We start from the raw sequence: 16766 nt of genomic DNA, 5'->3' as shown, positions 1-16766 counted from the left end.
TCCGTAAGTGCGGGCGCCCGAACCACCGTGGTGATGGCCTACTACGTGGGCGTGGACCTGGGGGCCACGAACCTCCGTGCCGTCGTCGGCGACGACCGCGCGGAGGTCCTCGCGCGTGCAGAGACCGCCACTCCGCGAACGTCCGGCATCGCGATCACCGAGGCCGTCCTGCGCGTCGTCCGCGAGGCGTGTGGGGAGGTCGGTCTCGACCCCGCGGACGCGACGGCGGCGGGGATCGGCTCCATCGGCCCGCTGGACCTGGCCGAGGGCGCCATCGACGGTCCGGCGAACCTTCCCGGCGTCGGCCGCGTCCCGCTGGTCGGACCGCTCTCGGAACTGCTCGACACCGAGGAGGTCCACCTCCACAACGACACGATCGCGGGCGTCATCGGCGAACGCTTCCACAGCGACCGCAACCCCGACGACATGGCGTACGTCACGATCTCCTCGGGGCTCGGCGCGGGCGTCTGCGTGGACGGGCACGTCCTCTCGGGCTGGGACGGGAACGCCGGCGAGGTCGGACACATGGTCGTCGACTCCGACGGGGCGATGACCTGCGGATGCGGCCGCGACGGCCACTGGGAGGCGTACTGCTCGGGCAACAACATCCCGAAGTACGCCAGACACCTCGCGGAGACGACCGACGACCACCTCTCCACGAACCTCCCGCTCGACGACCCCGACTTCTCCGCGGTCGACGTGTTCGAGGCGCACGGGTCGGACCCGCTCGCCGACCGCGTCGTCGACCGCGTCGCCGACTGGAACGTGATCGGGTTCACCAACCTCGCGAACGCGTACGCCCCGCTGGTGGTTCGCGTGGGCGGCGCCGTCGCGCTCAACAATCCCGACGTCCTGCTCGACCCCGTCCGCGAACGGCTGGAGGAGACCACCTTCGTCAACGTCCCCGACGTGCGACTCACGGACATGGGCGACGACGTGGTCGTCAAGGGCGCGCTCGCGTCCGCCATCACCGGCGGCACCGGCGAGCGACCGGCGTAGCTCCCGGGTTCGATCGCTTCGTCCCCTCGACGGCTGTCGGCGGTGTTCTCCCGCCGCCGGCTGTCGGCCGTGTTTCCCGCCGACGGCGGCCGTCGCTAGCCATATCCGGCTCGGTCTCGACTCTCCGGTATGCGACGCCGTCGCGTCCTCCGCGCCGCCGGGGCGACCCTCGGCACGAGTACTCTCGCCGGAATCGCCGGTCGGTCCCCACCCGTCTCCGTCGCGGGCGCACACTCGGGGGTCGACAGCGACGGCACCGGTGCCGCCGACAACGACTCCGCAGACACCGGCGACTCCGCCGACGGGGCGTACGGCCCGCTCGGCTCCGTCGAGGTGGCGGGAACCCGCGAGGGGGTCGTCTCGGCGGACGGTCGGACGGCGTACCTGGCGCTCGGCGACGGCTACGCCACGGTCGATGTCTCGGACCCGGCCGAGCCGACGGTGCTGGCGGAGCGGCGCGAGCTCCTCGCCGACCGCGAGAGCGGGCCCTTCAGACAGGTCAACGACGTGAAGGTCTCGGGGGATCGCCTCGTCGCCGTCGGGCCCGCGCACCCGGGGCAGGAGAGCCCCCACGGCGTCCTCGTGGTCGACGTCTCGGATCCCGAGGAACCCATGGAGGTGGGCTTTCACCGGACGGGGTTCCCGATCCACAACTGCGACCTCGACGGCCGGCACTGCTATCTGACGGGCAACGGCGAGGAGGGGAACCCCCTCGTCGTCGTCGACGTCGAGGACGGCTCCGAGGTCGGCCGGTGGTCGCTGTTCGACGCCGACGAGTCGTGGCGCGACGTGCCGCGCCCGGTCCGCCCGATCCACGACGTGACCGTCCGCGACGGCGTCGCCGCCGCCGCCTACTGGGACGCCGGGACGTACCTGCTCGACGTGTCCGACCCGTCGGATCCGACGCTCCTCGGCGCCGTGGACCCCGGGGACCCGGCGGACCTGCGCGACCCGCCGCCGCGCTCGGCGACCGTGCCGCCCGGGAACCACCACGTGGCCGCGCTCGCGCCCGGCGGCGACACCCTCGCGGTCGGCCGGGAGAGCTGGGCCGTCGAGCGCGACGGCGACCTGATCGGCGGGCCCAGCGGCGTCGACCTGTACGACGTGTCCGACCCGGTCGACCCCGTCCACCTGTCGAGCATCGATCCCCCCCCGTCGCCCGATCCGACGTTCCGCGGGACGTGGACGACCGCGCACAATCTCGACCTGACCGACGACACGCTGTACACCTCGTGGTATCAGGGCGGCGTGAAGCGCCACGACGTGTCCGACCCCAGCGACCCGGTCGAGGAGACGTGGTGGGCGGACCCCGGGGAGGCGCGCTTCTGGGGAGCCGTCCTCGCGGTTCCGGGGGAGTTCCTGCTCGCGCCGTCGATGGGGACGCGCGCCGGCGCCGCCGCGGGCCTGTGGACGTTCCCCGACCGTGCCGGCGTCGGCGGCGACCGCTCACGGCTGACCGAGACGGCCAGGGACGGGAGCGAAACGACGCCGCCGCCGACGACCGGTCCGACGCGGACGGCGACGGATCGGCCCCCGGAGACGCCGACCGCGTCGCCGTCCCCGTCGCCGACGGACACGCCGTCGGAGGCCGCCGCCCCGGGGTTCGACGTCGCCGGCGCGCTCGCGGCCCTCGGGGGCGCCGTGGCGCTGGCGGCCCGGCGGGGACGTGGCTGCGACTCGGACCGCGACGACGACTGACCCGCGTCCGGCCCGACCCGATCCGGATCGGACCGCGAGCGCGCCGGCGCGCGAATCCGTCCGCAACGACCGTGAGGGTGTTTCTTCCGCCTCCCTCGGGGGCCGGGCAACCGCAAGCTTTCAAGCCTTCGGCGACCAACTCGAAGTAATGAGCGACCTCGCGGAGCGCGTCGAGACGTGGATGGTCGGACAGATGCCGATCATCCAGATGCACGGCGGGACGAGCGTCGTGCGCGAGGCCGACGCCGAGGAGGGCGTCGTCGTCGTCGAGCTCGGCGGCACCTGTTCGGGCTGCGGCATCTCCGACCTCACCGCACAGAACATCAAGCGCGACCTGATCATGGACTTCGACGAGGTCGACGAGGTCCACGTGAAGGTGCCCGACACCGGCGAGATGGGCTCCAGCACCGTCGAGGGCGGCCGCGGCGGCGACCTCCAGTACTCGACGGAGTCGTCGGACCACTTCTGAGGCGGCCGCGGCGGTAGCGCTTTCACCCCGGCCGCCGCCGGTGCACGCGTGCCGAGCGAACGCGACCGGATGGTGGCCGGCGAGCCGTACGACCCCGACGACCCCGAGCTGGTCGCCGCCCGTCGGCGCGCGCGAACCCTCACGAGCGAGTACAACGACACCACCCCCGAGGAGTCCGAACGCCGCCACGACCTCCTCGCGGACCTGTTCGGCGCCCTCGGCGACGGTGTCGCGATCGAGCCGCCGTTCCGCTGCGACTACGGCGACAACATCGCCGTCGGGGACGAGTTCTTCGCCAACTTCGACTGCGTGGTCCTCGACGTGGCGCCCGTCGAGTTCGGCGATCACTGCCAACTCGGGCCGGGCGTTCACGTCTACACCGCCACGCACCCGATGGACGCCGAGGAGCGGCGAGGGACGGAGTCCGGCGAGCCGGTGATCGTGGGCGACGACGTCTGGATCGGCGGACGTGCCGTGCTCAACCCCGGCGTCACCGTCGGCGACCGCGCGGTGATCGGCTCCGGGGCGGTGGTGACCCGGGACGTGCCGGCGGACACGTTCGTCGGCGGAAACCCGGCGCGGGTGATCCGCGAATTGGACTGATGAACGTGTGATTGGATCTTGTCTGTGTCGTTCCGTACCTTTTATATCACCTATTCTTCCAGATCTCTCAATATGTCTCAGGGAAAAACAGATCTCCAACGGGAGATCCTTCTCACGTGGCATGAACACCCCAACGCAACGAACGCCGAAATCGCCGAGGCATGTGATTGTTCGGCGTCTTACGTGAGTCAGGTGAAGAACCGATTCGACGGATACGACGAGATGGAAGCGATGTTCGATCGACAGGACCGCGAACTCGAACAGATGTTCGGAGACGGTATTCTCGACGGGTCGTCGCAGTCTGTTGGAGGAACGAGTTCGCCGTCGGCTTCAAGCCTCAACGGCGAGCCGGGGATCGCCGAAATGTACGAGGATCTCCCGGACAACGCCGCTGGGAACCTCATCCGGGTGATGATCCTTCTCGTTCTCCTATACGTCCTCTACGAGATCGTGATGGCTCTGGTTCTCTGAAGGGGCGCTATTCCCACTTACAGCGCCCGCTCCAGCGCCGACGCGACGCTCCGCGCCTTCTCGGCCAGTTCCTCCGTGAGTTCGCCGCGCTCGACCGCCTCGTCGAGCTCGTCGTCGTCGACGCGCTCGACGCGGCCGTCGCCGTGTTTCACCACGTCGACGTGGAGGTCGACGTAGCGCAGGGAGTCCGGGAACGCCTCGACGGGCGTGCAGACGTTGACGTAGGTCCCCTTCCGCTCGCCGTCCTCGTCGCGGTAGACCGTCGGGTACCACCACCGACCCTCGCGGAACGTCGTCGTCGCCACGTCGCCGGCCTCCCGTCGGGCGTCGAGCGCGTCGTAGCTACCGCCGGCGCTCATCCGGCGCTCGACCGTCACCGAGCCGTCCGACGGGTCGAGGTCGGTCACCTCGCCGCGCCCGAGGACGATGAGTCGGCCGTCGGGCTTCCCGTGGCCGATGGCGACCCGGTCGCCCACGTGCGGGCCGAACTGCTCCGCGACGACGCCGAACGGGAAGTCCGTGTCGTCGTCCGGGTCGCGCGCGAACTCGTCCGACGCGACGAGCGCCTCCGCGAGGTCGACGCCGGCGGAGGCGGACCGCGAGGCGGCCTTCGTCCGGTGGTGACCGGGCATCGTCGTCGTCACCGCGCGACGCAGGTCGTCCAGCGCGAAGCGGCAGTCCCGGCCGAACCACACCCACGCGCCCGCGGTCGGCGCCGCCAGCAGTCCCGGCTCGTCCTGCGGTTCCTCCAGCGCGCCGTCGAGCGTCCGCGCGTGGTCGCTCGCCCGCGTCAGCGCGTCGCCGAGCGCGTCCATGTCCGCGTCGCGGGCGTCCCGGCTCCACTCGATCCCCCAGCCGTCGGGCACGTCCACCGAGAGCAGGTCGGTCATCCCCGCGAGTTCACGCGCCGCTGCGTCGTCTGCACCGTCGACGCGGACGCCCTCGCGGCCGGGGACGAGCGTGGCGAGCCCGGCCATCGCGCGGACGTGGGTGTCGAGCGTCGGGCGGTCGTCGGCCCACGGCGCCGCCGGGGCGAGCACCTGCACGCGGAGGGTGTCGTCCTCGCCGACGTAGCCGTCGGCGTTGTCGAACGGGAGATACCCCTCCGCGCCCGATCCGCCCAGATCGACGACGGCGCCGCCGCCCAGCGTCTCGCTCACAACGCCGTCGAACACCGCACCCAAGGGTGCGGGGTCGTCCCACGCGAGCGCGTCCAGCCCCACGTCGAGGAGGTGATCGCGAAGCGTCGCCACCGCGGCGGGGTCGCCAGCGACGCCGACGCCCTGTCGGTCGTCGGTCGTCTCGACGCTCGCGTCGTGGTCGGCGGCGGGCAGGTCGGCGTCGAAGCGTCGCCGGATCGGCGGGCTCGCCTGCACCACGTCGTGGCCGGCGTCCAGCAGCGACCGGGTGAGCGCCGTCGTGTAGATCCCACGGACGCGGACTCGGTGACTCGCTGCGTCGGCGCCCCCACGGTCGTCGCCGGCGCGGTTCTCCTCACCGTCACTCTCCTCGCCGTCGCCGCTCATAACGCGTCGGGGTCGGTCGCGAAGCGCACGCGGTCGTTCACGGTGTCGCCGAGCGTGAGCTCGACGGTCTCGTCGTTCAGCACGCGGCCGTCCTCGACGGGGACGCCCCAGCGGTCGAACTTCAGGTAGCCGCGGAGGTCCGCCGCGTGGGTGTACACGTCGAGGTGGTCGACGTCGTGCTCGCGGACCCCGCCGTCGCCGTGGGCGGTGTCCATGTCCGAGTAGTAGGGCCCGCCGCCCTCGAAGAAGTCGGCGAGGTCGGCCGCCGCCTCGTCGACCGCGTCCGCCACCAGATCCGAGGCGGCCGCGAGGTCGTCGGCGTCGAGCCCGACCTCGCGGAGCGCCGCCTGTTCGCGCGGGTCGAAGTGCATACCGCGGCTTCGGCGGGGCGCGTGTCAAACGTACCGGTCCGGACGCAACGGGGTGCCGGGTCGACGATCGGTCGGGACTGCCGAGTATCTGACCTTGCAACAAGACACAAGTCTCCGGCGCGTCTCGAACCCCACACACGATGGCCAGGAAGGAGCGGACTGATCCGATCGAGGAGGCGGCCGACACCTCGACGGACCTGTACGACGTGGCGACGTGGGAGGAACGAACGTCGCTCGACGGGCTCGCCGTCGCGATCTATCGGCTCCTCTCCGGGTCCGCCCGGTGGGGAACGATCCTCCTCGCGGCGCTGTTGTTGGTCGGGATCGGCGGGTTCTCCGCGGTGACGAACCCGGCGATCGGCGCGCTCACGCTCCTGTCGGCGATCCCGGCGCTCGCGCTCGCCGCGTACGTCTATCGCTCGGACATCACCACGAGCGAGCCGCTCTGGCTGCTCGTCGCGACGTTCCTGCTCGGCGTGCTCACCGCGAACTTCGCGGCGATCCTCAACTCCGTCGCGCAGCCGTACTTCCGACCGATCGGCTTCCTCGGCACGGTGCTGTTCTTCTTCCTGATCGTCGGCCCCGTCGAGGAGACGGTGAAGCTGCTGGCGGTCCGGCTGTACGCGTACGGCCACGACAGCTTCGACTCGGTGCTGGACGGCGCGGTGTACGGCGCGATGGCGGGGCTCGGCTTCGCGTTCATCGAGAACGCGCTGTACATCTCCCGCGGCATCGAGCAGACCGGCCTCGACCTCGGGCTCGGGCTGATCGGGATCGGCGGGGGGATCACCTTCACCCGCGCGCTCGCCGGGCCGGGACACGTCATCTACTCCGCGTTCGCGGGCTACTACCTCGGGCTGGCGAAGTTCAACCCCGAGAACCGCGGCCCGATCGTCGTGAAGGGGCTGATAATCGCCGCGCTCATCCACGCCACGTACAACTCCACCGTCGGGATCGGCTCCGCGGTGCTGAACGCGTTCGTCGGGCTGCCGTCGCTGGCGTCGTCGTTCGTCTACATCGCGCTGTTCGACGGCGTGTTCGCGCTGATCCTCCTCGGGAAGATCAACCGGTACCGGACGGCCTACCGCGACGCTCACGACTCGGACGCGTCCGCCGAGGAGGAACAGCGCTCGGAGCTGACGGAGTTCGACGCCTGAGAACCGAGGGTGGATCGGTCGCCGGCCTACTCGCCGAGCTTCTCGCGGCTCACGGTCACGCCCGTCGGCGTGATGATGAGCTGGTCGTCGCCCTTCTGGACGATGTCGCCGTCGACCTCGCCGACGACCTGTCGGAGCTCGTCGATGATGCGCTCCACGGTCTGGTCGGTCGTCGAGTGCCGGGTGATGTCGGCGATGACGAAGTCGCCGTCGTAGACGGCGTCCTTGATGTCGATGACGTCCCGCTGCTCCGAGATCTCCGCGATGTGGACCTGCATCCCGGCGCCGCCTCGAGCGTTCTCGAAGTCGTCGAGGTCCAGTTCGACGTAGTCCTCGGCGCTGTGGGTCCCCCCGCTCCCGAGGATCTTGCTCATGATGCCCATGTACCCCACCAAACTCCCTCCACCCATAAGTCTGTACGTCGGACGCGACGCGGACGCGCGTCGGACTCCGGCGTCCCGCGTTCCGGGACCCCCGACTTTTTGCGTCGACCGACCCCACCGACGGACCACATGACGTTCAGCGTCTGCGTCCGCGAGGAGTACACCGACGACGAGGGCGAACGACAGACCCGGTTCGGCGTCGCCGTCACGACCCGCCTCCCCGGCGTCGGAACCCTCTGCCCGTTCGTCTCCGAGAACGGCGCGGTCGCCACGCAGTCGCTCGTGAACGTGGAGTTGGGACGCAAGGGGATCGAGTACGTCGACGACGGCCTCGCCGTCGAGGACGCCCTCCAGTCGCTCCTGAACGCCGACGACGGCGCCGAGCAGCGCCAGCTCCACGGCGTCGACGCGGACGGGACGTTCACGTTCTCCGGCGAGGAGTGCAACGACTGGTACGGCCACATCGACGGCGAGAACTACACCGTCGCCGGCAACCTCCTCACGGGCGAGGCTGTGATCGAGGCGGTCGCGAACGCCTACGAGTCGGACGCCTTCGGCGACGCCCCCCTCGCGGAGCGGCTGATCGACGCGCTGGAGGCCGGGCACGAGGAGGGCGGTGACAAGCGCGAACACCTCCCGATCCAGTCGGCCGCGCTGAAGGTGGAGACCACCGAGGAGCGCGAGGTCGGCACCTACTACGACGACCTGCGCGTCGACGCCACCGAGACGCCTATCGACGACCTCCGGGAGACGTTCGAGGAGGCGCGACGAGGCCGGGAGATCCTCATGGAGGAGTACGCCGACGAGTTGGAGGACGACGGGGACGGAGACGAGGCGGACGCCGGGGAGGAACCGGACGACGGCGCCGACAGCGAGCCGAACGAGGACGCCGAGGCCACCGCCGAGTGATCCACGACGACGGCGAGCCCGCTCGCCGGGGTCGCAGGCGGCGACCGTCCCGGTCGAACCAGTTTTGTCGACACGCGATCACGTCGGCGCATGGACTGGGCCCTCCTCCGTCGCGGACTGCTCCGCTACAGCCTCCTCGCCGCCGGCGGGACCGTCGCCGTCCTCGTCGCGCTCGCGGGCACGGCCGCGGCGGTCGTGACGTTCATCGCCGGCCTCGCGACGCTGCTGTGGGCGGCCGGGGGCGGCGGGAACGTCCGTACGACGACGGCGATCTCCAACGCCGACTCGATGGGCGTCGCCGGGAGCATCAGTGACGCCGCCGACAACGCGCCCGAGTCGCTTCCCTCGGACGTCCGGCTGTTCTTCTACGGGATCGGTCTGCTGGTGTGGAGTCCCGTCGCCATCGCGGTCACCGTGTTCGTCGTCTGATCGGCGGTCGACGGCGCCGTCGCCCCCCGATCAGACCGAGAACTCGTAGAGGTCATCGCCGACGTGGTGGAGCGACTTCACGACCTTCCCGGAGTCGCCGGCCATCTCCGCGCCGTCGACGAGCGCGCGGCCGACGCCGAGCACCTTCCCGTGGGTCTCCTCGGCGACCGCGACGAGGTCGCCCTCGGCGATCGAGTCGTCGGCCTCGGTGATACCCGGGCGCATCACGTCGGCGCCGTCGGAGACGAACGACACCGCGCCGGCATCGACGGTGACGACGCCCCGTTCGGGCGGGTGGTCGTTGGCGCCCCGAACCGTGAGGAACGGCTCGCGGTCGCCGTCGCTCTCGTAGTACAGCACGTCCGGCTCGCCGTCGACGAGCACCAGATCGAACGGGGAGTCGGTCAGTTCGACCAGCTCGAAGGACTCCCCCTCCAGATCGACCCCGAGGCGGTCCGCGAGCGCGTCGCGGATCTCCGAGACGGCGTCGCTCCGGAGGTGGTGGCGTGACTTGACGTCCATGTTCGTCCCTCCGCGCGTCGGCGGATAAATCGACCGCTCGGCGTCGGGCCCGGCCGGTCGCCCTGAACTGACCGGCGTGTGTGCCGATCACACGATAAACGCTAAGTCGGCCGACGCCGGAGTACGGTCCATGTGGGGATCCCGGCGGGACCGGGACCGGTCCGCCGTCGTCTGTATCGCCTGCGGCGAGTCGCTCTCCCGCGAGGACGCTCGCGAGTACGACAAGCAGGGCGACCGCTGGAACCGACGCGACAAGGAGTTCGAGTACCTCTGTAAGGAGTGTTATCGCGACCTCTCACACCAGCCGCGCGACGACCTGGAGGCGCTGTTGGTCGACGTCGAGGCGGCCGCCGGCGGCGACTCACAGGAGACGTACGTCGAGGCGTACCAGCGCGAGGTCGCTCGTCGCTACGGCGACGCGGAGGCCGACGCCGAGGACGCCGAGGACACCGGGGGTCGCAGGGACTGAGAGCGCGCCGCCGTCGGCTCGCGGCGCCGTTCCTCCGTGGTCTCGGTCGCTCACTCCGTTCGCTCCGTCGACCACGCACACCTCGTGGGCGGCGCATCTCAAAGCGCGTCGCCCTTCGACCGTCGCCTCACTCACTTCATTCGTTCGGCGACGCACTCCCCGAAACCCTCACGTACCACACCGCCGTACCCCGCGCCATGAGCGACGCACAGTCGGAAGAGGAGCCGGCCCAGGGCACCGCCGAGGACCAGGGTCCGGTCACCATCACGCAGGGCCTCGCGGACGCGCTCGCCGAGAAACGCGAGTCGCTGTTCGCGGAGTTCGAGATCCGCGACGAGTTCCCGCCGGAGGTGATGCGCGAGGCGAAGGACCGCACCGAGGGCGTCCAACAGGAGATCCAGGACGAGATCGACGAGCGACGCGATCTGCGGGACCTGACCGCGTGGACGACGGACCCCGCCGACGCGCAGGACTTCGACGACGCCATCTCCATCGAGGACGAGGGCGACGAGTACCACCTGTGGGTCCACATCGCCGACGTGAGCCACTACGTTCACCCGGACTCCGCGATGTGGGAGGAGGCCGTCGAGCGCGGCAACACCGTCTATCTCCCGGGCTACACGGTTCACATGCTCCCGCCGATCCTCGCGGAGACCGTCTGCTCGCTGGTCCCCAACGAGGACCGGCTCGCCCACACCGTCGAGATGCGCCTCGACAAGGAGACGCTCTCGTTCGAGGAGCTGGACATCTACAAGTCCGTCATCAACTCCGACGAGCGCCTCACCTACAAGCAGTGTGAGGCCCGCCTCGAGGACCCGGACGCGCCGTTACACGAGGAGTGCGTCCTCGCGTACGACGTGGCCGACCAGCTCCACGAGCAGCGCAAGGCGGACGGCTCGCTCGTGCTCAACCCGAGCCGCGACCGCGCCCACACCATCATCGAGGAGTGCATGCTGAAGGCGAACAAGGCGGTCACCCACGAGCTGATGTGGAACCGCGGCGTCGAGGCGATGTACCGCGTCCACCCGCAGCCGACGCCGGAGCAGTGGAACGAGGCGCTCAAGGAGATACAGGAGCTCGACGGCGTCTCCATTCCCGGCGACGCGTGGGGCGACGACCCCCGCATGGCGGTCAACGCCGCGCTGGAGGAGGCCCCGGACCGCCAACTCAACAAGATCCAGCGGGCGGTGCTGAAGGTGATGCCCCGCGCGAAGTACATGAACGACCCCTTCGGCGGCCACCACGCGCTCAACTTCGACATCTACGGGCACTTCACCAGCCCCATCCGCCGGCTCTCGGACCTGATCAACCACTGGATCGTCCACGAGAACGACGTGCCCGAGAACCTCATCGAGCTGTGCGACAGCGCCTCCGACAAACAGAAAGACGGCGAGACGGCCGAGCGACTCTACAAGCAGTTCATGCAGGAGGTCGGCCTCGACTCCTACGCGGTGAACAACCGCGGGGTCGAGGTCGTCGACGACCCCGAGGACGCGCAGTACGACCGGCCGGATACCGTCCCGGAGTAGTCACACCAAGACGGGGCTGCGTCCGTCCGATCCCTTCGTCTCCCGTTCCACGATCCGCCCCTACCGTCGGTCAGCGACGACCACCAAGTCGGTCGTCGCGCCGCGCCGCTCGAAGTAGATCCGGCACTCGTTGCGCCGCAGGAACGATTCGACCTCGTCCACGCTCGTCTCGGTCACGTCGATGCGCGCTCGGGTGCTCGACTCCACGTCGACGCGCTCGGGCGAGGCGACGGTCGGTGTCGTGCTCATACTCACACCTGTGGGGGAGACAACTTGTACGCGAGCCATGCGGAGTGAAAGTGAAACCGAGGGACTGCGGACACGTCGGCACGCTGGACCCGACGGGGACCCGCAGTCGCTTCTGGCCCCGTGACCGGCCGGATCAGAAGGGGGCTCCACGCGGAACGGCGCGACGGACGCGGTCGATCGCGTCGACGCAGCCGCCGACGCCAGCCGAGAGACCGCCACGCACCGACTCGGTGGCGCGCCGCCCGGCCCGACCGAGCAGTCCGCCGGCCGTCCGAGCGACTCCGCCGATCCGAGCCGCCGACCGCGCCGCGCGCCGGCCGGCCCGCGTCGGCGAAAGGACGCTCCCCGTGGTGACCAGACACGCCGCCGCCAGCGCCGGCACGGCTGCCAACGACGTGAGTCCGGATCCGGTGGCGACCGGAGCGCTCGCGGTAGCCAGTTCGGCGGCCCCGTCCGGATCGACCGTCGGTTCCTCAGCCGAATCGGCCGCGTACGGGTCCGGGTCGCACAGGTCGGTCGTGACCCGGCGAGCCACGAACTCCGCGCCGTTCTCGAACGCCGGGGGGTCCGGCGGGTCCGCGACCGCGTCGAGCACGTCGATCGGATCGGGCGCGACGGCGAACCCCGTCACGTCGTACCGGTCCAGCCAGTCGGCGACGGCGTCCTGCTCGTCGGTCGCCGGATGTACGACGCAGGGCGTCCCGGCGACGGCGGCGTCCATGACGGTCGAGTACCCGGAGCAGACGACCGCGTCGGCGCCCCGAATGTACGGCAGGAGCGACTCGACCGGGTCCCACGACTCGTCGGACACGTCCAGCACGTCGTACCCCTGCCGCCGGAGGTGGGTCGCGATCCGCGACAGCGACGAGTAGTGGCTCGGCACGACCACCACGTCGTACCCGTCGCGAACCGGCGGCTCGCCGTCGAGCGCGACCGGGGGGATCCGGGTCGCCCGCGACGGGTCCGCGCCCGACTCCGGCCACACGACCGGGTAGAAGAACTCCCGCGCGGCCGACAGCTGGAACCGGGTGTGGAACCCGGCGCCGGTCCGTTCGATGAGGTCGTCGTACAGCCCCGGCATGTCGTGTTTCAGCACGTACAGCGGCACGTCGCACCGGGTCGCCGCGATGGCCGCGAACATGTCGTCGGTAACGAGCGCGTCCGGCTCGGTCGCCGACAGCCACGCCCGGTAGTCGACGACCCGGTCGAGGCTCGCCGGCAGGCTCCGGGTCGCCGTCCGCCACAGCGACCCGCCCTGGTAGTCCCCGATGTAGTCGACGACGGTCGGTTCGAACTCGTCGTAGCCGTTGAGCGTGACGAACTCGGTGCCGGCGCCGCCGCCGGCCATCCTGACCGTCCCACCGGCGTCCTCGATCGCCTCAGCGATCGCGAGCATCCGCGTCGCGTGTCCAGCCCCCTCAGGGTAATGTGCGACGGCTACCGTCGGTGCCATGGTGCGTTCGTCCGAGGGTACGGTCGGCGCTGTATGGGTCTTGTGCCGTTCCCAGCGCTCCCCCGTACCCCTCCCCGTCCGCTCCCCCGTACCAGCCCCCGTCGGGACACGACCGCCGATCCGCTCGGGACGGGCGTATCGTGCACTCGCGAACGAGCACGAGGTCCGGACCGGACTGGAATCCCCGACCGCTCGGACGAACTCGAACCGATCGATCCCCGGGTCTCCCGGCGAAGGGTGCCGCCGTCGGTCGAGCGGGTGTGTGATCAGGAGACGCTCGACGGCCTCCGGTCGTCGTCGAGTCGGTTCGCGTGGAGGACGCCCCCACGAGACCTCGTACGCGAGCGGTGCGGAGTGGCTGTGAAACGGAGGCACGGCCCCGTGGTCGTCCGCGGACCCGTTCGACAGACGGGCCCAGTCTCACGGGCGGCCGAAGCCGCCAGTCTGATGCGGTCGGCACCGCTGGTGACCGCATGGACTACGACGCCGTCGTGTTCGACATGGACGGGGTGCTGATCGAGCGGTCGCCATCGTGGGTGTTCGACGACGCCGCCGAGCGGACGTTGGCGGAGGCTGGTATCGACGACCCGACCGCCCGAGAGTTCCGCGTCGTCCGAACGCTGGAGGGCGGCCTCGATACGGCCAGCGAGCACTTCGAGTCGACGCACGGCGTCGCCTTCGAGGACCTGTGGCGCCGCCGCAACGAACTCGTCACCGAGAACCAGGTTGCCGCGATCGAGGACGGGGAGAAGTCCCTCTACGACGACGCGACGGCGCCCCTCGAGCTCCCGGGTGCCCGCGGGATCGTGAGCAACAACCAGCACACGGCCGTCGAGACGGTTCTCGATCGGTTCGAGCTCCGCGATCGGTTCGACACCTGGTACGGCCTTCGACCGGGGATCGGGGACGTCGGGGCCGAGAAGCCGGCGACGGGATACATGGAACGCGCTCTGAGCGACCTCACGGCCGACCGCGCCGTCTACGTCGGCGACCGCTCCTCCGACGTCGCCGCCGCCCACAACGCCGGCATCGACGCCGCGCTCGTCCGACGGGAGTTCAACGCCGACACCGACCCCGAGCCGACGCCCGAGTACGACGTCGGTTCGCTGCACGAACTCGTGGAGCGACTGACCGCCGCGGACTGAACGGGGCGCGGGGCGACGGCGGTCCGCCGTGACTCGACCGCCGGAACGAACGGTCCGTTCCACCCCCGCCCTCGGAACGGTTCCTCCCCACGGACGACCCGTCAGGCGTCTCGGCCGACGACGTCGACGTCGGTTATCTCGAACCGCGCGCCGCCGTCCCGCCCCTCGGTCGCGGTGATCTCCCAGCCGTGAGCGATGACCAACTGGCGAACGCTCGCCATCCCGAACCCGGCATCGGTGCCCTTCGTGGAGTATCCCGCCTCGAACACGCGATCGCGTTCGCCCTCGGGGATCCCCGGTCCGTCGTCCTCGACGTAGAACCCGTCGGGGAGCGACCCGACGGTCACGGCCACCTCGTCGCCGCCGTGTTCGACCGCGTTCTTGAGGAGGTTCTCCAGCAGGCGTCCGAACGCGTCCCCGTCCGCGCGGATCCGGCCGTCGGTCTCGACCGTCAGCGTCGCATCGCCCGTCTCCAAGGAGTCCCACACGGAACGGAGGCTGTCGCTCATGTCGACCTCCGTCGGTTCCCGTACCAGCTCCCCCTCCCGCATCACGTTCGCCAGGTCGTCGACGAGTTCGTCGAGGCGATCCAGCGCGATCTCGGCCTTCTCGAGATGCACGTCGTCGTCGGTCTCACGTGCCAACTCCAGGCGCCCCCGGGCCGTGTCCAGCGGCGTCCGAACGTCGTGTGCGAGGACGCTCCCGAAGTGTTCGAACTGGTCCAACTGCCGCTCCAACTGCCGCTCGCGACGCTTGCGCTCGCTGATGTCGCGCCCGATCCCGACCAGATAGACGTCGCCGGCCTCGTCGACGAGCCGACGCTTCCGGAACTCGAACGGGACCGTCCGTCCGCCCTTCGTCCGGAGGTCCGCCTCGATCACGGTCGAGCCGGTCTCGAGCGCCTCCTCCAGGTCCTTCCGTATCCGCGGTCTGTCCGCCGGCGTGAACAGGTCCGTGGGGGACATCGCCAGCAGTTCCTCGCGGCTGTAGCCCGTCACCGCCGTCGCGCGGTCGGTCACCCGGACGAACGCCCCCTCGCTGTCGAGCACGTAGAAGACGTCCTCGAGCACGTCGAGGGCCCGTTCGAGGAAGCCCTCTCGGGCGTCGGTCGTTCGTTCCTCCCCCCACGGTCGGCTCGTGTCCCGTGTGACGTTGGTGAACCCCCGATGGTGACCGTCGTCGTCGAAGACGGCCGTGATGACGGCGGTCGCACGGAACGTGGTCCCGTCCCGGCGGACACGCCAGCCCGTGTCCTCGACGGATCCCTCCGCGAGTGCGGTCTCCAACAGCTCCGCGGGATCCCCGGCGTCGACCCGCTCCGCGGGATAGAACTCCGAGAAGTGTTCGCCGAGGATCTCCCCGTTCGAGTACCCGGTCAGCTGTTCGGCTCCCCTGTTCCAACTCGTCACGAACCCGTCGGGGTCCAACGAGAAGACGGCGTAGTCCTCGACGGCGTCGACGAACTCCTCGAACCGCTGCCGCTCCTGTTCGAGGCTCCGCTCGGTCGCCCGCTCCTCCGTGATGTCCCGGATGAGACACAACAGCGTCCCGTCGTCGGCGTACGTGAGCGCGTGACTCACGACGATCCGTGAGCCGTCCCGGCGGACGTGAACGTTCTCCCCGTCCCAGGTTCCCGTCTCCGGCACGGCGGGGAGGATCTCCTCGTACACCTGCTCCACGTCCTCGTCGGGGTAGAGCATCTCCCAGTGTTTCCCGATCATCTCCTCGCGGGTGTAGCCGTACACGTCGGTGTAGGCGGAGTTGACGTAGCGTATCGTTCCCTCCTCGTCGAGGAACGCGATCCCCTCGCGGGCGGTCTCGATGGCGGAGAAGCCCCGGTGGATCTCCCGGTTGGCCCGGGACTGTTGGACGGCGTTCTCGACGCGGTTCGCGAGCAGGGTGTACTGGTCCGTCCCGCCCTCCTTCTGGAGGTAGTCCGTGACGCCCGCCGAGATCGCCTCGCTCGCGATCTCCTCGCTTCCCTTGCCGGTGAACAGGAGGAACGGGAGATCGGGGAACTCCTCCCTGACCGCCTCGAGGAACTCCAGTCCGTCCGTCTGAGGCATGTCGTAGTCGCTGACGATACAGTCGACGGCCTCGGTCTGGAGCCGATCGAGCGCCGATCGAGGGCTCGTCTCGGTGATCACCTCCAGGGTGTCCGCCTCACGCTCGAGATAGATCGAGACGAGGTCGGCGAACTCTCGGTCGTCGTCGACGTGCAGTACCGTCGCCGGCCGTCGTCGGGTCAGGGTGTCCAATCGTTCGTGGAGAGCCGGCGACCCTGGCGGCGGTGCCATGAGGTCCCCTTGCCACGCATCGCATATGACTCCTTGCAGGCCTCGACGCGATCGACCTCGACCCGCCGAGGCTGGCCGACGGGCGCG

At 70.2% G+C, this 16766-nt stretch carries 18 protein-coding genes; 11 read left to right on the top strand and 7 right to left on the bottom strand.

All coding sequences use genetic code 11. The features are described from left to right. The first annotated feature begins 33 nt into the window (after positions 1–33). The 5 genes from GRX01_RS14340 (at position 34) to GRX01_RS14320 (ending at position 4240) form a co-directional block, all read left to right on the top strand. Complete coding sequence (locus tag GRX01_RS14340) at positions 34–999, top strand: ROK family protein (RefSeq protein ID WP_159668905.1); 966 nt, start codon at positions 34–36, stop codon at positions 997–999. Between the two features lie 129 nt (positions 1000–1128). Next, positions 1129–2697, top strand: a complete 1569-nt coding sequence (locus GRX01_RS14335) for an LVIVD repeat-containing protein (RefSeq protein WP_159668902.1) — start codon at positions 1129–1131, stop codon at positions 2695–2697. 148 nt (positions 2698–2845) lie between these two features. Further along, positions 2846–3166 carry a NifU family protein gene (locus tag GRX01_RS14330; protein WP_159668899.1) on the top strand — a complete coding sequence of 107 codons (321 nt, stop codon included), beginning with the start codon at positions 2846–2848 and terminating at the stop codon, positions 3164–3166. A gap of 48 nt (positions 3167–3214) precedes the next feature. Then, complete coding sequence (locus tag GRX01_RS14325; protein WP_321168129.1) at positions 3215–3769, top strand: sugar O-acetyltransferase; 555 nt, start codon at positions 3215–3217, stop codon at positions 3767–3769. A gap of 72 nt (positions 3770–3841) precedes the next feature. After that, positions 3842–4240: a MarR family transcriptional regulator gene (locus tag GRX01_RS14320; RefSeq protein ID WP_159668896.1), complete on the top strand. Its 399-nt coding sequence runs from the start codon at positions 3842–3844 to the stop codon at positions 4238–4240. Positions 4241–4257: 17 nt separating this feature from the next. Here the strand turns inward: GRX01_RS14320 and GRX01_RS14315 are convergent, their stop codons facing one another. Next, positions 4258–5766 carry a DUF402 domain-containing protein gene (locus tag GRX01_RS14315; RefSeq protein WP_159668893.1) on the bottom strand — a complete coding sequence of 503 codons (1509 nt, stop codon included), beginning with the start codon at positions 5764–5766 and terminating at the stop codon, positions 4258–4260. Next, positions 5763–6137 (bottom strand): DUF7532 family protein, encoded by a 375-nt coding sequence (locus GRX01_RS14310; protein WP_159668890.1) that lies wholly within the window; start codon positions 6135–6137, stop codon positions 5763–5765. The genes GRX01_RS14315 and GRX01_RS14310 overlap by 4 nt, the downstream gene beginning before the upstream one ends. A gap of 140 nt (positions 6138–6277) precedes the next feature. Here GRX01_RS14310 and GRX01_RS14305 point away from each other — a divergent pair, with 140 nt between their 5' ends. Further along, positions 6278–7294 carry a PrsW family intramembrane metalloprotease gene (locus GRX01_RS14305; RefSeq protein WP_159668885.1) on the top strand — a complete coding sequence of 339 codons (1017 nt, stop codon included), beginning with the start codon at positions 6278–6280 and terminating at the stop codon, positions 7292–7294. Positions 7295–7320: 26 nt separating this feature from the next. On the opposite strand, the gene GRX01_RS14300 is transcribed toward GRX01_RS14305, so the two are convergent. Next, complete coding sequence (locus GRX01_RS14300; protein WP_159668881.1) at positions 7321–7677, bottom strand: cell division protein SepF; 357 nt, start codon at positions 7675–7677, stop codon at positions 7321–7323. A gap of 129 nt (positions 7678–7806) precedes the next feature. On the opposite strand from GRX01_RS14300, the gene GRX01_RS14295 reads away from it, so the two are divergent. Together GRX01_RS14295 and GRX01_RS14290 are read left to right on the top strand one after the other, a co-directional pair. Next, positions 7807–8586, top strand: a complete 780-nt coding sequence (locus GRX01_RS14295; protein WP_159668877.1) for a DUF1028 domain-containing protein — start codon at positions 7807–7809, stop codon at positions 8584–8586. A 90-nt stretch (positions 8587–8676) separates the two neighbouring features. Then, complete coding sequence (locus GRX01_RS14290) at positions 8677–9015, top strand: hypothetical protein (protein ID WP_159668874.1); 339 nt, start codon at positions 8677–8679, stop codon at positions 9013–9015. Positions 9016–9045: 30 nt separating this feature from the next. On the opposite strand, the gene GRX01_RS14285 is transcribed toward GRX01_RS14290, so the two are convergent. Further along, on the bottom strand, positions 9046–9537 hold the full coding sequence (locus tag GRX01_RS14285; protein WP_159668871.1) for an RNA-binding protein: 492 nt from the start codon (positions 9535–9537) through the stop codon (positions 9046–9048). A gap of 130 nt (positions 9538–9667) precedes the next feature. Between GRX01_RS14285 and GRX01_RS14280 the strand changes: the two genes are divergently transcribed. Beyond that, on the top strand, positions 9668–10006 hold the full coding sequence (locus GRX01_RS14280; protein ID WP_159668868.1) for a DUF7562 family protein: 339 nt from the start codon (positions 9668–9670) through the stop codon (positions 10004–10006). A 197-nt stretch (positions 10007–10203) separates the two neighbouring features. Beyond that, positions 10204–11535, top strand: coding sequence for an RNB domain-containing ribonuclease (locus GRX01_RS14275; RefSeq protein WP_159668865.1), 1332 nt, complete (start codon positions 10204–10206; stop codon positions 11533–11535). 60 nt (positions 11536–11595) lie between these two features. Here the strand turns inward: GRX01_RS14275 and GRX01_RS14270 are convergent, their stop codons facing one another. Then, entirely contained in the window at positions 11596–11784 is a 189-nt protein-coding gene (locus GRX01_RS14270; RefSeq protein WP_159668863.1) for a hypothetical protein, read from the bottom strand. A gap of 133 nt (positions 11785–11917) precedes the next feature. Further along, entirely contained in the window at positions 11918–13237 is a 1320-nt protein-coding gene (locus tag GRX01_RS14265) for a glycosyltransferase (RefSeq protein ID WP_201289609.1), read from the bottom strand. 473 nt (positions 13238–13710) lie between these two features. Here GRX01_RS14265 and GRX01_RS14260 point away from each other — a divergent pair, with 473 nt between their 5' ends. Next, positions 13711–14382, top strand: coding sequence for an HAD family hydrolase (locus GRX01_RS14260; RefSeq protein ID WP_159668859.1), 672 nt, complete (start codon positions 13711–13713; stop codon positions 14380–14382). 101 nt (positions 14383–14483) lie between these two features. Here GRX01_RS14260 and GRX01_RS14255 read toward each other — a convergent pair whose 3' ends face one another. Next, the gene (locus GRX01_RS14255) at positions 14484–16679 is read right to left on the bottom strand and encodes a PAS domain S-box protein (RefSeq protein WP_159668856.1); all 2196 of its coding nucleotides are present in this window, start codon (positions 16677–16679) and stop codon (positions 14484–14486) included. Between the last annotated feature and the right edge of the window lie 87 nt (positions 16680–16766).

The organism is Halobaculum saliterrae (genome assembly GCF_009831625.1).
In the GTDB taxonomy this organism is placed as follows: domain Archaea; phylum Halobacteriota; class Halobacteria; order Halobacteriales; family Haloferacaceae; genus Halobaculum; species Halobaculum saliterrae.
Note: the sequence above shows the minus strand (reverse complement) of the source record. Positions and strands in the feature narration are given on the sequence as shown.